This is a genomic window from Erwinia sp. (assembly GCF_031978025.1).
GTDB lineage: Bacteria > Pseudomonadota > Gammaproteobacteria > Enterobacterales > Enterobacteriaceae > Erwinia.
In genome coordinates this window covers 1-12,422 of the sequence record NZ_DALZCD010000119.1, presented here as the reverse complement: position 1 = coordinate 12,422, position 12,422 = coordinate 1, and the positions used below count along the sequence as shown (strand labels likewise).

At 48.1% G+C, this 12,422-nt stretch carries 19 protein-coding genes and 3 pseudogenes; 14 read left to right on the top strand and 8 right to left on the bottom strand.

Features of this window, described 5'->3' with window-relative positions:
* Together RTK32_RS11355 and RTK32_RS11350 are read left to right on the top strand one after the other, a co-directional pair.
* Positions 1–314, top strand: a 314-nt coding sequence (locus tag RTK32_RS11355; RefSeq protein WP_312043988.1) for a recombination protein NinG, incomplete at its 5' end; no start/stop codon positions are given.
* Complete coding sequence (locus tag RTK32_RS11350) at positions 311–1,078, top strand: antitermination protein (protein ID WP_312043986.1); 768 nt, start codon at positions 311–313, stop codon at positions 1,076–1,078. The genes RTK32_RS11355 and RTK32_RS11350, both read left to right, overlap by 4 nt.
* A gap of 137 nt (positions 1,079–1,215) precedes the next feature.
* On the opposite strand, the gene RTK32_RS11345 is transcribed toward RTK32_RS11350, so the two are convergent.
* Together RTK32_RS11345 and RTK32_RS11340 are read right to left on the bottom strand one after the other, a co-directional pair.
* Positions 1,216–1,530, bottom strand: a complete 315-nt coding sequence (locus RTK32_RS11345) for a hypothetical protein (RefSeq protein WP_312043985.1) — start codon at positions 1,528–1,530, stop codon at positions 1,216–1,218.
* Between the two features lie 116 nt (positions 1,531–1,646).
* Complete coding sequence (locus tag RTK32_RS11340) at positions 1,647–2,018, bottom strand: hypothetical protein (RefSeq protein WP_312043983.1); 372 nt, start codon at positions 2,016–2,018, stop codon at positions 1,647–1,649.
* Positions 2,019–2,124: 106 nt separating this feature from the next.
* On the opposite strand from RTK32_RS11340, the gene RTK32_RS11335 reads away from it, so the two are divergent.
* The 6 genes and pseudogenes from RTK32_RS11335 to RTK32_RS21330 all read left to right on the top strand — a co-directional run.
* On the top strand, positions 2,125–2,367 hold the full coding sequence (locus tag RTK32_RS11335) for a phage holin (protein WP_312043981.1): 243 nt from the start codon (positions 2,125–2,127) through the stop codon (positions 2,365–2,367).
* Positions 2,368–2,376: 9 nt separating this feature from the next.
* Positions 2,377–2,880, top strand: coding sequence for a lysozyme (locus tag RTK32_RS11330; protein WP_312043991.1), 504 nt, complete (start codon positions 2,377–2,379; stop codon positions 2,878–2,880).
* A complete protein-coding gene (locus RTK32_RS11325; protein ID WP_312043979.1) occupies positions 2,864–3,334 on the top strand; it encodes a lysis protein in 471 nt (156 codons plus the stop codon). Before RTK32_RS11330 ends, RTK32_RS11325 begins: the two co-directional genes overlap by 17 nt.
* Positions 3,335–3,497: 163 nt before the next feature.
* Positions 3,498–5,855, top strand: a complete 2,358-nt coding sequence (locus tag RTK32_RS11320) for an S-type pyocin domain-containing protein (RefSeq protein ID WP_312043978.1) — start codon at positions 3,498–3,500, stop codon at positions 5,853–5,855.
* 9 nt (positions 5,856–5,864) lie between these two features.
* A complete protein-coding gene (locus tag RTK32_RS11315) occupies positions 5,865–6,116 on the top strand; it encodes a bacteriocin immunity protein (protein ID WP_312043976.1) in 252 nt (83 codons plus the stop codon).
* Between the two features lie 52 nt (positions 6,117–6,168).
* A pseudogene (locus RTK32_RS21330) lies at positions 6,169–6,285 on the top strand (lysis system i-spanin subunit Rz); the annotation flags it as partial.
* Positions 6,286–6,303: 18 nt separating this feature from the next.
* On the opposite strand, the gene RTK32_RS11310 reads toward RTK32_RS21330, so the two are convergent.
* Entirely contained in the window at positions 6,304–6,744 is a 441-nt protein-coding gene (locus RTK32_RS11310) for a hypothetical protein (protein WP_312043974.1), read from the bottom strand.
* A 298-nt stretch (positions 6,745–7,042) separates the two neighbouring features.
* Positions 7,043–7,387 carry a hypothetical protein gene (locus tag RTK32_RS11305; protein WP_312043972.1) on the bottom strand — a complete coding sequence of 115 codons (345 nt, stop codon included), beginning with the start codon at positions 7,385–7,387 and terminating at the stop codon, positions 7,043–7,045.
* Between the two features lie 26 nt (positions 7,388–7,413).
* Between RTK32_RS11305 and RTK32_RS11300 the strand changes: the two genes are divergently transcribed.
* The 4 genes and pseudogenes from RTK32_RS11300 (at position 7,414) to RTK32_RS11285 (ending at position 8,766) form a co-directional block, all read left to right on the top strand.
* Complete coding sequence (locus tag RTK32_RS11300; protein ID WP_312043970.1) at positions 7,414–7,974, top strand: terminase small subunit; 561 nt, start codon at positions 7,414–7,416, stop codon at positions 7,972–7,974.
* Positions 7,975–8,074: 100 nt separating this feature from the next.
* A pseudogene (locus tag RTK32_RS11295) lies at positions 8,075–8,311 on the top strand (phage terminase large subunit); the annotation flags it as partial.
* Between the two features lie 15 nt (positions 8,312–8,326).
* Positions 8,327–8,626 (top strand): tail fiber assembly protein, encoded by a 300-nt coding sequence (locus RTK32_RS11290; protein WP_312043990.1) that lies wholly within the window; start codon positions 8,327–8,329, stop codon positions 8,624–8,626.
* Positions 8,623–8,766: a hypothetical protein gene (locus tag RTK32_RS11285; RefSeq protein WP_312043969.1), complete on the top strand. Its 144-nt coding sequence runs from the start codon at positions 8,623–8,625 to the stop codon at positions 8,764–8,766. The genes RTK32_RS11290 and RTK32_RS11285 overlap by 4 nt, the downstream gene beginning before the upstream one ends.
* Before the next feature lie 73 nt (positions 8,767–8,839).
* Here the strand turns inward: RTK32_RS11285 and RTK32_RS11280 are convergent, their stop codons facing one another.
* Positions 8,840–9,166, bottom strand: a complete 327-nt coding sequence (locus RTK32_RS11280) for a DUF1493 family protein (RefSeq protein ID WP_312043967.1) — start codon at positions 9,164–9,166, stop codon at positions 8,840–8,842.
* Positions 9,160–9,627: an STM2901 family protein gene (locus tag RTK32_RS11275; protein ID WP_312043965.1), complete on the bottom strand. Its 468-nt coding sequence runs from the start codon at positions 9,625–9,627 to the stop codon at positions 9,160–9,162. Before RTK32_RS11275 ends, RTK32_RS11280 begins: the two co-directional genes overlap by 7 nt.
* 156 nt (positions 9,628–9,783) lie before the next feature.
* Here RTK32_RS11275 and RTK32_RS21325 point away from each other — a divergent pair.
* Positions 9,784–9,878: pseudogene (locus RTK32_RS21325) on the top strand (DNA polymerase V subunit UmuD); the annotation flags it as partial.
* Positions 9,879–9,977: 99 nt separating this feature from the next.
* Positions 9,978–10,103: a hypothetical protein gene (locus RTK32_RS11270; RefSeq protein WP_312043963.1), complete on the top strand. Its 126-nt coding sequence runs from the start codon at positions 9,978–9,980 to the stop codon at positions 10,101–10,103.
* Positions 10,104–10,352: 249 nt separating this feature from the next.
* Here the strand turns inward: RTK32_RS11270 and sapB are convergent, their stop codons facing one another.
* Positions 10,353–11,318: a putrescine export ABC transporter permease SapB gene (gene sapB / locus RTK32_RS11265; protein ID WP_312043961.1), complete on the bottom strand. Its 966-nt coding sequence runs from the start codon at positions 11,316–11,318 to the stop codon at positions 10,353–10,355.
* On the bottom strand, positions 11,315–12,422 hold a 1,108-nt coding region (gene sapA, locus RTK32_RS11260; protein WP_312043959.1), incomplete at its 5' end, for an ABC transporter substrate-binding protein SapA. The genes sapA and sapB, both read right to left, overlap by 4 nt.

Genomic DNA, 12,422 nt, shown 5'->3' with positions numbered 1-12,422 from the left:
AGCCCTGTATCAGTTGCGGTCGCAACACAGGCGCGAAGATGAATGCCGGGCACTACCGCACGGTAGGGGCCTGCAAAGAAACCCGTTACGACAAAACCAACTGCCATCTTCAGTGTGAGCACTGCAACTTCTATCTGTCCGTCAATATCGGCGAGTACAAGCCACGACTCATCGCGAAGATTGGCCAGGCTGTTTTCGATCGCCTTATGGGGATACACGAGTTGAAAAAGTGGACACGGGAAGAGTTACAGGAACTGGCCCAAAATTATCGGCAGAAAACCAGAGAGTTGATTAAACAAAGAGAGGCAGCATGAATCTTGAAAGCGCTATTAAATTTCACTCTCCAAAATCACCGCAATTCACCGATTCACCACGCGCAACCGCCTCAGAAGCTTTGACCGGCACTGATGTAATGGCAGCAATGGGGATGGCTCAGAGCCGCGCTGAAATGGTCTACAGCGCGTTTCTGGGAAAGATGGGAATCAGTAAGCAGGACAGCGATCGGGCGATCAGCCTGCTAACCAAACATGCTCTTGAAACCTGCGACAGGATTGCAGCCCTCCGCAAACTTGAAAGTGATATTAAACCAGCGGTCGCGCAAGTGCTCGCAACTTACGCATATCTGGATCATTGCCGTAGTGCGGCGAGCGTCAAGCAATGCGATTGCTGCTCCGGGATTGGCTTCATTGAAGCGGAAGTTTTCACTATGAAGTCGCCGCTGGTCGGCCGCGTAAGGCGCAATGTTCGGGAAGTTGTGCGGGTGCGGTGTAAGTCATGCGAAGGGCGCGGCATCGTATCTGCGGCCTGTAATGACTGTTCTGGGAGAGGTAAAGCCCTGGACAGAAAGAAAACTGAAGCTCATGGCGTACCAGTGATGGGAGATTGTAAGCGCTGCTGTGGTTGTGGTTATGAACGCATACCTTCCACTGACGCCCATCGGGCCTTGAGCATAATCACTAATGCAATAACGTTGGATACGTGGAAGAAAAACGTTAAGCCCTTTTACGATGCACTTGTCTGCAAGCTGGAGGCAGAAGAAGCTTGGGCAAACACTTCTTTATCGAAAGTAACTGCATAGCGCAATAATAAATAGTCTGATATTCTATAGCGAGCTATTTACTTTTCCCGAAACTGTGGTAATTTGGCTCTAACGATGAGGTTTTTGCCTTCGTTAACGAATTTAAGCCCGAGGTTAACCCCTTGGGCTTTTTGATCTTACGATTCTTCATTCTTAAATTTGGCAACCGCTGCTGTAACAGCAAGCCCAGCTATGACTATTGCTGCGTTTTCGATAATTGGCTTGGCTGACTCACTTATTCCTTTTGTACATGCTGGACAAAGTTCTTCATCCCATGAATTTCCACCTTTGGCGTAATGGTCACAGCCTGGCGATCGGCAAGCGTAAACAATGCCTAGGCATTTTGGGTTGGTGCACTGACATTTATCCCTGCGAACGAAATTTTCTTCCAGAATGACGGGAGTAACTGTTGTTCTACAGTGTGGGCAGATTCCCGGATGTTTTTTTGCCATACAAATGTAATCCCGAAAATTATTATTAAGGCTTGGCATTTTCAAGGTGACTCTCAAATTAAAATGCCTAACAAACGATTATCGATTGCAAAAAAATAAATTTAAAAATAGCTAAATTATTTTCTTACCAAAATTGCGTGTCCATCGGTGCATGACTCAACTTTATAACGACGAAGTTTTTTTAGGATCGTAATTGAGCCAGCAGCAGTTGAAATAGCAATGGCGGTTATGGTCGCTGGAAATCCTACTGCTGCGACAGCAGTTGGGGCTGAAAATGCAGAAACTGAAGCACTTGTACCCGCAGTCGTTGGAGCTAAAGCAATAGCTGCGTAAGCAATTCCGATAGCTCCAAAGGCTATTACCCAACTTATGGAACCAGTGCATACAATTTTTACAGTTCCTTTAGTGATATCTCCTGAAATTTCGATTCTGTTTGAGTCGATTGCGATTGCTCGGGCTAACTCTTTATAACTTGATACCGATTCCATAATGACTCCTTATTATTTATGGTATTTGCAAATTATCGGTCGCGTTGCTCTTGAACTTTAAAATTTTTCTAATCACACACAGCACCGGCCCCCATGGGAGGTGTATATGGCATTTAATATGAGCAAACTGGCATCAGGCGCTGCTTATGGCGCATCTGCCGGGACGATTGCCAACGGTCTCCTTACCCGGCTCAGTCCTGACGAGTGGAGTGCTGTAGGCGTGCTGGCCGGTATTCTGGTCGCGCTGTTCACGCTCGGCATCAACTGGTACTACAAGCGCAAGGCAACGCTGGCCCAAATCAAGGCTCTTCAGCGCTGGCCCACTGCACCAGACATCAACGAGGATTAACCCATGGCTATGTCAAACAGCCTGCGCAATAAGCTAATTGCTGTCGCGGGCGGCGGAGCTATGGCTATCGCTACGGTATTCCTCGGCGGAAAAGATGGGGTAGAGGGCAGGGTATACGAGCCTTATAAAGATGTAGCAGGTGTATGGACTGTCTGCGACGGCCACACTGGCACCGACATCATCAAAGGTAAGAAATACACCGACCGCGAATGTGATCGGCTGATGTGGAATGACCTGCAGCTAGTTAAGAAAGCGGTTGATGGCATGGTGAAAATTCCACTGGGTGAATATCAGCGTGCCGCACTTTACAGTTTCACCTATAACGTTGGCACTAGCGCATTCTCTAAATCGACTCTGCTTAAGCGTCTGAATGCCGGTGACGTTGATGGCGCATGTGAAGAGCTTCGTCGATGGATATACGCTGGCGGTCAGAAGTGGCGGGGATTAATGAACCGTCGCGATATGGAGCGGACAATGTGCCTGGCGGAGAGTGCCGATGACCTCAAAGGCTAAAGTGCTCACCGGGCTTATCCTGCTGGCTCTGCTGCTGTTAGCCACCTCTGTAGCTTTAGCGCTTTATTACCGTGGCAATGCGATTGTCTACAAAGCACAGCGTGACACGGCAACCAGCAATCTCAAGCTAGCAAAAGACACCATCACGGACATGCAGACACGCCAGCACGATGTGGCTGCCCTTGATGAGAAATACACGAAGGAGTTAGCCAATGCTAAAGCGACTATCGATCAGCTGCATGATGATGTTGCTACTGGCAAGCGCCGGCTGCAGCTCAACTCAACCTGCACGAAGCAATCCGCCACCACCTCCTCCGGCATGGATGATGCAGCCAGCGCCCGACTTACTGACTCCGCTCAACGGAATTATTTCACCCTCAGAGAGCGAATCGAAGTTGCCGGAAAGCAAATAACCGGGTTGCAACAGTACGTCAGAGAGCAATGCTTTTATTAGATATAGCTACTGAATAAATTTTAAATACTTGTGTGATTTTATTGCACACATTTACTCCAAATGGTTCCTATAAATATTTGATAAATATTGCTTTATACAGTATTGCACCCATAAGGCATGAAGCGTAAAATCCAATTATACTGTTTATTTATACAGTATTTTATTGGTTTTTATTTTACGTCAAAGAGGAATTTTTATGGGTTCAGGAAATGGTTTTGACAATGCTCATAACAACCAGTTTGGTGGTGGTGGGCGAGGACCGACCGGTGGTGTTAATACAGGCTCAGGCCCGTCTGGCAACTCTGGTAATGGTCGATACGTCCTGTCACCAGCTAAGCCTGGAGAAGTTGTAGGGCAGTGGGTTAACGGTGAATATCGGATTGAAATCTCACGAGGCATGAATTGGGTGCCAGATAACTCACTTCATTGGTCAGATGGCCATTCAGGCAGTGAAGGTCGCGATAACCTTCGGACTAATGTAACGGCACCTGTTCCATCGGGATTCCGTTCAGCAGTTGATGGCTATATTTATACTGTAACCGTTGACGGTAATGACAATATTACCGGGGTAAGCCTTTATTCGCGGCCGATTTTGAATAATCGTAAAGACTGGAAAAATGGTGAAACTGCACGTCAGGCACAAGCTCGTGCACTCGTTCAGGTGCAATTAGATGCGAAGAAAGCAGCAGCAGCAGCAGCAGCGCAAAAGGCAGCGAATGATGCAGCTGCCGCAGAAGCGCAGCGTAAGGCTGAAGAAGAAGCCCGGCGTCAACAGGCAGAATGGGATGCTGCACATCCTGTAGAGGCGGCTCAGCGTGATGCAACTATTGCTCAAAACAATGCTAACGCCGCAAATTCAAACCTTTATAATGCTCAAAATGAATTGAATGCATTGAATGGTTTAGTTGCTCAGCGAGAAAACGAATATAACGCTGCTGCAGCCGCTCAGGAAGTGAAGCGTCAGGAGTGGGCTAAAACCCCATCTGGAGCGCCACCTACTACGCCAGCGGGTATGATCGAAAGGGCTAAGTATGCTGAACTCAAGGCCGCTATGAAGGTTACAGCTGAAAAAAAAGTTGCTTTAGACGCTGCTGTGAATCAACGCAATCCTCCACAAAATAATGTTAACAACTTACAAGCTCAGGCTAATGCTGCAAATTCGGCGAAAAGCTCCGCCGATGCCCGACTGGCGCAAGTATTGGCTGATGCTGAAGCTAAGCGAAGATCGGAAGCTGAACGTCAGGCTGCAGAAGCAGCTCGCGTTAAGGCAGAGCAAGATGCGGCTGCAAAAGCTAAAGCTGATGCTGATGCAAAAGCAAAAAGCGAAGCAGAAGCTGCAACTAAAGCTGCTGCACTTGAAGCTGCGCGTTCAAAATTAGAAGAGCAGAATGTATTTGGCTTTGCTGGTTTTCCTGCGATAGCCGCCTCTGCTGCGCCAATTTCATTTGCCGAAACGGGTTTAGGCGGTTTTACACTGGGTGAGGCTGCAACTGCGACCGCATGGACCTCTGTACGTACTGTGGTCGCAGAGCTAATCGGCACAGTCATTTCTGGAAGTGGCATTGGTGCGCTGATTGCATCCGTGGCATACATTCCAGGTGCGGGTGAAGGTAGTGATAAGGTGCCTGGACGAGAAGATATCAATATGTTCCTGTCCGCTATGCCTGCAGATGCAATTAAACTCCCATCTGACGCTGCTTTAAAAGCTGCTGCTGACGTTAATGGCTCTGTCAATATGGCCGTTCGTGGCCGCCTTTATTACACAGAAAATGCACTCAAAACCTATCTTGTACGAACTGTTAACCCGAGCGCTGTTCGTGTATTGAATGCTTCGATCGATAAGGTAACAGGGCTTTATTCAGTATCTATACCAGCAGAAAGCGGCCTGCCTTCGCGTACAATTTTGGTTTCACCTGAGAAAGCTCCTGGCTATAAAGGCTTGCCGCCTCTTGTAACGCCAGCTCATAGTGATGCAGTTCCTGGTAATACAGGTAATCACAACCCTGTAAATACTTCGCCGGTGATTGAAAGCTTCCCAATGGCCGATGACATGGACTTTAGGGATGCAATCCTGATTTTCCCTGCTGATTCTGGCTTGAAACCGATCTATGTCATGTTGCAAAGTGGACGTGACCTGCCAGGTAAAGTCGAAGGCGTTGGTGCAGATGTTGTGGGCAAGTGGCTAATGGCTTCTGGTAAAGAATTAGGTGTACCAGTGCCAACACGGATTGCTAAAAAATTGGCTGGTAAAGAGTTCCGAAGCTTTGATGCGTTTCGCGATGCTTTCTGGAAGGAGGTTGTGGCCGATTCCGAACTGGCAGGCCAGTTTAACACTAACAACCGTCAGCGGATGAAAGAAGGATTAGCACCTCGCGTACAGGCGAAAGAAAGTGTTGGCGGCCGTCGCTCTTTTGAGCTTCATCATGTCGAACTTATCTCACAAGGCGGCGAGGTGTATGATATCGATAACCTTCGCGTCCTGACACCAAAGCGTCATATCGAAATTCATTCAAAGAAATAAGGTGAAAATATGGAACTGAAGCATAAATTTGAAGACTACACGGAAGCAGAATTCACCCAACTTGTGAGTGAAATCTGCAGCGCTAAAGGCGGCGAGGCTCATCAGGACAAACTTCTGGAAAATTTCATTTCGGTAAGCGAGCACCCTGAAGGTTCTGACCTGATCTTTTACAGCGAAGATAAAGACGCAACACCTGTCAAGATTGTCGCCGCTGTTAAAGCATGGCGAAAAGCCCATGGCAAAAGTGGCTTCAAGTCATAAGCGATAAAGCCTCCTCACGGGGGCTTTTTTGTGACTATCACAAGGCGCATTTACGAGTGCGCCTCATGATGCAGCTAGCCCCGAGCTTACTGACACCGTTCAACGGGCTTATTTCACCCTCAGAGGGGGAGTTGAAATTACTAGGAAGCAAATAGCCGGACTGCAGTAGACATCAATGAGCAGTGTTTTAAGTAATCCTTGTCGGTGTGAAAAACCGAACAAAGTAATCCTTTAACCTTAACAATAAACTTTTTTTATCAATCTTCTTAAGGGCAAGATCAATAGCTGGGACACCCATGCTTTGATATTTCTCATTTTCCGATGAGGTTAGCCACTCTTTTCTCTTGGCGGCTAAGTATACTGATGATAGAGGGTAGTAACGCTTAAGAAAGCTTAGCTCGTATATTGCAGAAACTTGTATTTCAATATAGGGGTTTTCCTTTTTCCCATCTACTTCATCAAATTGTACCTTTCTCATAACATCATGAAATCTCTCAAATTCGGCCTTGGCGCGTTCTCTTCGGCTGTTCAAAAAGTACATAACTATTGTCCAAGTAAATGCTATTGCCCCTCCGGCTATAGAAAATAAACCTGCGTAGGGTAATGCAGCCTTAAATAACTCATTCATAAGTGGTTAACCCATTTCTCATAATGTGTGATTTATACCGTTCCTTAAGGTATATCGGCACTGAAAAGTATGAGTTGAGTAAAATCCTTTTACTTTTATTGACAAGGCTTAAAAGTTGGATTTTAAATATCTACCGCATCACAGTAGCTACCAAATTCCGGCGAAACCCGTGTTGGACGATGAACTGCTCACAGCCGGAAGTGGTTAACAGCTTTAATGGTATTGCCCACGAAGATGGTAGCCGGGTCTATCTGGCTCCTGATGACACCCTCAAGATAGAATCTGTGCAAGATAGAACTTAATTCTGGTTATTCTCGGGAAATTCGATCCCATTGGCGCTTATATTCCTCCAGTTCATCAACACATTGAGAGCAAAGCATGCATCGTAGTAATTTAGATTTTCATATGCGGACTCAAGCTCAGAGCCGGTCAATAAATTTTCACAATCATTATGGTGGCCGCCTGGGTTTTCTACGCCATCACAACCATGCGACATAAATGGTGACAACACATGCTTTTGAACAGGGCTAAGAGCGTCGTATCCATGATCTACGGCTCGCTGAGCGATTCCAGAAACTTTTTGGTCTTCGTTTGCAAAAACATCTTGGTCAAGCATCGTTTTTAATAATGATTCATTAGACATAAAAACTCCTTTCGCAGAGATACAGCATGGCACTCACCGACAAACAAGAAATGTTCTGTCGCGAGTACCTCATCGATTTGAACGCCATGCAAGCGGCTATTCGGGCGGGGTACAGCAAAAAGACCCCCCGCGCAGCTGGCTGTGAAAACCTAACAAAACCTAACATCCAAAACCGTATCGCAGATCTCAAAGCGCAGCGGTGTGACCAAATAAATATTGATACTTCTTATGTTTCGCGCCGCTTACTGGAGATCGAACAGATGGATGTACTCGACATCCTGAAAGACGACAGCGGCATTAAAGCTGTCAGCGAGTGGCCGAAAGTCTGGCGTACAACTCTTAGCGGCTTCGATATCAATACGAGCATTACCAACTTCGATGAAACCACAATCGAAAACATGCTCAAAAAGATTAAGTGGCCGGACAAAGTCAAAAATCTTGAACTGCTTGGCAAGCACGTAACTGTCCAGGCATTCAAAGACAACGTTAAAAACGAACTGGTTGGCGCTAACGGGCTACCGCTGGCGGCGCCTACGTTCGTTGTTAGCTTCGGAGTGGAAGATGGCAGTAGCGGAGACGAGACTTAGTTTTACGCCTAAGTTCAAGTCTCTGTTCCAGCCAAAGCGATATAAGACGTTTCACGGTGGGCGCAGCGGTGCGAAATCATGAGATGCTGCCCGCGATCTTGTCATCATGGCTGCCAGTAATAAGCTCTGGATACTCTGCACCCGTGAGGTGCAGAACTCCATCAAGGACTCAGTACACAAGCTGCTGAAAGACCAGATTGAAATGCTTGGGCTTAACCCATGGTTCCGCATCACCAACGCATCAGGCAGCGAATTCCTGTTTAAGGGCCTGCGCTTCGATCCGCTGGGCATCAAGTCGACTGAAGGTGTGGACATCTGTTGGGTAGAAGCGCTGCAGGAAACATATGATGCAATGTTTGATGGGCAGGCGAACGGGCAAATGATTACCACCGGCGCAGATGGCGGCCGCGTCTTAATGGATAAGCCATTGCCAAGCCGTGAGATTATCTTGGAAATTGCTGAGCAAAACAGACAGTCGCGGATTGACAGTGCAATGCAGTCAGTAAGTGTATTGCAATTGAAGTTACAAGCCGGAAGAAAGATTACTGCAGCTGAAACCTCCAGGCTAAATGCTGTACTGGATTATATCGATGAGGTTAACGCGGTAGATACCTCTTCTGCCGCTGATATAAACTGGCCGGAAAAGCCATGATTGAAAAAATCTCCTGCGACGGCCAGGAGTATGCCGCATCGAACTCAGCAGGATACGTGGTGGGCGATCAAAGCGTGATCAAACCGAATGGGTTGCACAAAAAAGCATTAACATCTTCAATAGCTTTACAAAATCCCTGAGCGTAGCAGCTTGATCAGATTTATCGAGCAATATTACTGTATATCCATGCAGTTTTAATTGGGAGCCTGTAGATTAATTATAGAGCCAACGGCCAGCTTTAGCTGATTCTATTAGCATGCCTATAGTCAAATCAGGGACAGGGATAGGCGTTGCCCTTTTAAAGGGATTTAGCGAAAATGACTGAGGCGGGTAATAATTGTTTATATTAAAATTTTCTTTTTTTACAGAGAATTTTTTAAAAAAGTTCTCCATAAGCTCTTCAGCTTCAGCATCATCTAGTTGTAAATCGGAATCCAGGTCTGTCTCGATTGATAATTGAATTTTTTTAGTACTAAAGACATAAGACCCGGCAAAGGCCTGCACAAAATCAAAGATTCTTTTTTCGATGCTGTTTACCATATCTTGTCATCTCCCCGTGCAATGGAATTATAATCCCTTATTGTATTCCAGGTTATTTGCGATACGTCAGAAGCTAGAATAGCCCATCCCAGTACAGGTACTGAGCGGCCAACAAATGTCCCTATATTTGCTACCATTCTTATTTTTAGCATTTTGGGTTTTGTAATATGGCCAACTATAGTGGGTAATTTAGTCATGAAAGGGAATTTGGCTTTTTTAAATACACGTCTGGCAGTCATTAATGCTATAGAAGTGTTTTTTATTGCACCTCCTGGCTTCGCGCGCGTAGGAATATTGTTTCTACCCGAAACAATAGCCACCACAGCTGCCGTGTCTTCTATACCTAACCCTAACTGTTCAATAGTTTTTTCACAAAATATCATGAATAGTAATTCACAAGCTGTGAGATTAGATCTGCCTGCGTAATAATATGTGTTGTTGAGTTCTTCAACAGTATCCATCACTTGTCCTTAAGTTACTCGTTGTTTAGCCGCTATTAATATGGATTTTTTTAGTGGTTACGTAAAGACATAGTTGCAGCCAGCAATAGTAATGCTTGCTTTTAGTAATGGGGTTTAATGCTGTATATAAAAAAAGAAAAAAGGAGCGGCATCATGGGATTTCCATCACCGGCGCAGGACTATGTAGAGTCGCGCATCGAGTTGAACAAGCTGTTCATCCTTCACATCCATCTGCGACGTTCCTCATTGAGCATGGCAACCTGAGCTACGTCGTGGACTCGTCACTAAAGGCACAGCCCTGAGATGAGGTTTGCTATGAGCTATTCGGGGAGCAGGGGATCGGCAAGATAATGGGCCGGGCGATAATCACGCCAGAGGGTGAAGCTCAGGATGGAGCAGTGCTGGATGACATGCTGATCCGGGGCGTAGTCGTGGCTTGGGTGATGAAAATTTGTGATGACAGGCTGCCGTTTTGATGGGGCAGATTAGGGACAGGCAAAGGTTTGTGACCTTTTCCAGGCCTTTGCAGGTTTTATCAAGATGGGACGTGTGGGCACGACCGTATAGGGTCAATGACAAAAAAGAGAATATTACCTGGTCACTACGGGCCTAAAAAAACACGCCCCCATCGATGTGTACATGAAAGCGTGTTTTATAGAGATTTTAGTTAAGGATATTTTTTCAATATATTGATTTTAAATAATTATTTTATCGTGCTGCATGCGCTATCGGAGGGCATACCATTCCTTATGCTTTAACGGCGTCGTCAGCGCGCCCAGGATATCGGCCAGCACGTTGATGGTAATCACCAGACCACCCACTATCATTACGCCAGCGGAAATGGCCGCATAATCCTGCTGCCTGATGGCATCTACCAACCAGCGTCCCAGGCCTGGCCAGCTGAACACCACTTCAGTGATCATCGCCAGCGTCAGCATGGTTGAAAATTGCAGCCCCAGGCGAGGAATCACCGGCGGCAGTGCATTGTGCAGCACGTGACGGCGAATAATAGTCAGCTTTGAAAGACCACGAGTCGAGGCGGCTTTAATGTAATTTTGCTCCATCACTTCGCGCGTACTGATACGCAGCAAACGCACCACCTCCGTGGTTGGCGCAACAGCTAACGCCGTCACCGGCAGTATCAGGTGCAGCAGCACGCTTTTCAGCATCTCATGCCGCCACGGCGAGTCGCTCAGCCAGGCATCGATCAGCGCGAAGCCGGTAACGTTTTTCATGGGATAGAGAAGATCGACGCGGCCTGAAACCGGCAGCCAACCCAAATCCAGCGAGAAAAAAAGCGTCAGCAGCAGCGCCAGCCAGAATACGGGCATAGAGAAGCCCAACAGGGCAAGGGCGCTAATCGCTTTATCCTGCCAGCGGTTACGCATCACCCCCGCGGCAATACCAAAAGGGATGCCAATAGCCATCGCCAGCACGAAGGCGAGAAGGCACAGCTCCAGTGTGGCGGGGAAAACTTCCAGCAGCTGCAGAGAAACCGGCTCACCGTTAATGCTGGATACGCCGAAATCAAACTGCATCAGCCCCTGATACCAGAACAGCATCGCATCGCTAAGCGAAGCGCCCTGTAACGGCGCATGGGGGGTAAAGTAGCTCAGGCTGAAACCGACTAGCGTCAGCAGAAACAGCGTGACCAGCCACAGCACGCCTCTTCTTAGCGTATAAATAATCATGGTTTAGCCCCCCGATCGCGGTAAACGCCGGCAAAGGAGGCGTTGCCGAACGGGCTGAGAACCAGCCCGTGAATATCGTGGCGATAGGCCTGCAGCCGCAGCGAATAGGCCAGCGGCAGCACCGGCAGAGACTGCGCCAGCCTGGCCTGCGCCTTGCTGTAGTACTCAATGCGCGACGCCAGCTGCTGCGAGAGCAGGGCTTTCTGCAGCGTCTCGTCAAAAGCGGCATCGCACCAGTGTGCAAAATTGGTCTGGGATCCGATAGCGGCACAGCTTAATAACGGACGGAAAAAACTGTCGGGATCGTTACTGTCGGTAGCCCATCCCGTTAACGTCAGATCGTGGTTCATCTCCATCAGGCGCGCTTCCTGAAAACGGCCCTCAACAGGCACAATTTTAACCGTCACGCCAACCTGAGCCAGATCGGCCTGAATCAGCTCGGCGGTTTTCAGCGGGCTGGGGTTCCAGGCCTGTGACGTAGCCGGCACCCAAAGCGACAGCTGAAGATCTTCCACGCCCAGCGCCTTAAGCCTCTCACGCGATTTTTGCGGATTATATTCAGTCACGCGAGCGTTATTATCATATGCCCAGGAGGCTCGCGGCAGAATAGAGGCCGCCGTTTCTGCGGTGCCGTAGTAAACCGACTCCATCAGCCGTTCGTTGTTAATCGCCAGCGCCAGCGCCTGACGCACCTCAACACGGTCCAGCGGCGCTTTGCGCGTATTAAAAGCCAGATAGGCAATATTCATACCGGGCCGCAGCGTCAGCCGCAGGCGCGGATCGTCGCGCAGCACCGAAATTTGGCTGGCAGCAGGATAGGCCAGCACGTCGCATTCGCCGGTCAGTAATTTAGAAAGGCGACCGGTGCCGCCCGCCCCCATATCAATCACCACCAGCGGCATCCTCGGCAATCCTTTCCAGTAACTGGCATTGCGGGCAAGGCGCACATACTGACCGGTACGGTATTCGCTAAGCTGGAACGGGCCAGTGCCGACAGGCTGGCGATCGAGTTGCTCCTGGCGATCGACTTTGCTCAGCTGCGCGGCATATTCTGCCGAGAGCACCGGCGCGTAGTGCGTCGCCAGATGCCACAAAAAAGAAGCA

What these genes read in the sequence shown, in the direction of transcription:
- RTK32_RS11350 (WP_312043986.1), top strand. Translation starts at nt 311, where the DNA reads ATGAATCTTGAAAGCGCTATTAAATTTCACTCTCCAAAATCACCGCAA.
- RTK32_RS11345 (WP_312043985.1), bottom strand. Translation starts at nt 1,530, where the DNA reads ATGGCAAAAAAACATCCGGGAATCTGCCCACACTGTAGAACAACAGTT.
- RTK32_RS11340 (WP_312043983.1), bottom strand. Translation starts at nt 2,018, where the DNA reads ATGGAATCGGTATCAAGTTATAAAGAGTTAGCCCGAGCAATCGCAATC.
- RTK32_RS11335 (WP_312043981.1), top strand. Translation starts at nt 2,125, where the DNA reads ATGGCATTTAATATGAGCAAACTGGCATCAGGCGCTGCTTATGGCGCA.
- RTK32_RS11330 (WP_312043991.1), top strand. Translation starts at nt 2,377, where the DNA reads ATGTCAAACAGCCTGCGCAATAAGCTAATTGCTGTCGCGGGCGGCGGA.
- RTK32_RS11325 (WP_312043979.1), top strand. Translation starts at nt 2,864, where the DNA reads ATGACCTCAAAGGCTAAAGTGCTCACCGGGCTTATCCTGCTGGCTCTG.
- RTK32_RS11315 (WP_312043976.1), top strand. Translation starts at nt 5,865, where the DNA reads ATGGAACTGAAGCATAAATTTGAAGACTACACGGAAGCAGAATTCACC.
- RTK32_RS11310 (WP_312043974.1), bottom strand. Translation starts at nt 6,744, where the DNA reads ATGAATGAGTTATTTAAGGCTGCATTACCCTACGCAGGTTTATTTTCT.
- RTK32_RS11305 (WP_312043972.1), bottom strand. Translation starts at nt 7,387, where the DNA reads ATGTCTAATGAATCATTATTAAAAACGATGCTTGACCAAGATGTTTTT.
- RTK32_RS11300 (WP_312043970.1), top strand. Translation starts at nt 7,414, where the DNA reads ATGGCACTCACCGACAAACAAGAAATGTTCTGTCGCGAGTACCTCATC.
- RTK32_RS11290 (WP_312043990.1), top strand. Translation starts at nt 8,327, where the DNA reads ATGTTTGATGGGCAGGCGAACGGGCAAATGATTACCACCGGCGCAGAT.
- RTK32_RS11285 (WP_312043969.1), top strand. Translation starts at nt 8,623, where the DNA reads ATGATTGAAAAAATCTCCTGCGACGGCCAGGAGTATGCCGCATCGAAC.
- RTK32_RS11280 (WP_312043967.1), bottom strand. Translation starts at nt 9,166, where the DNA reads ATGGTAAACAGCATCGAAAAAAGAATCTTTGATTTTGTGCAGGCCTTT.
- RTK32_RS11275 (WP_312043965.1), bottom strand. Translation starts at nt 9,627, where the DNA reads ATGGATACTGTTGAAGAACTCAACAACACATATTATTACGCAGGCAGA.
- RTK32_RS11270 (WP_312043963.1), top strand. Translation starts at nt 9,978, where the DNA reads ATGGGCCGGGCGATAATCACGCCAGAGGGTGAAGCTCAGGATGGAGCA.
- sapB (WP_312043961.1), bottom strand. Translation starts at nt 11,318, where the DNA reads ATGATTATTTATACGCTAAGAAGAGGCGTGCTGTGGCTGGTCACGCTG.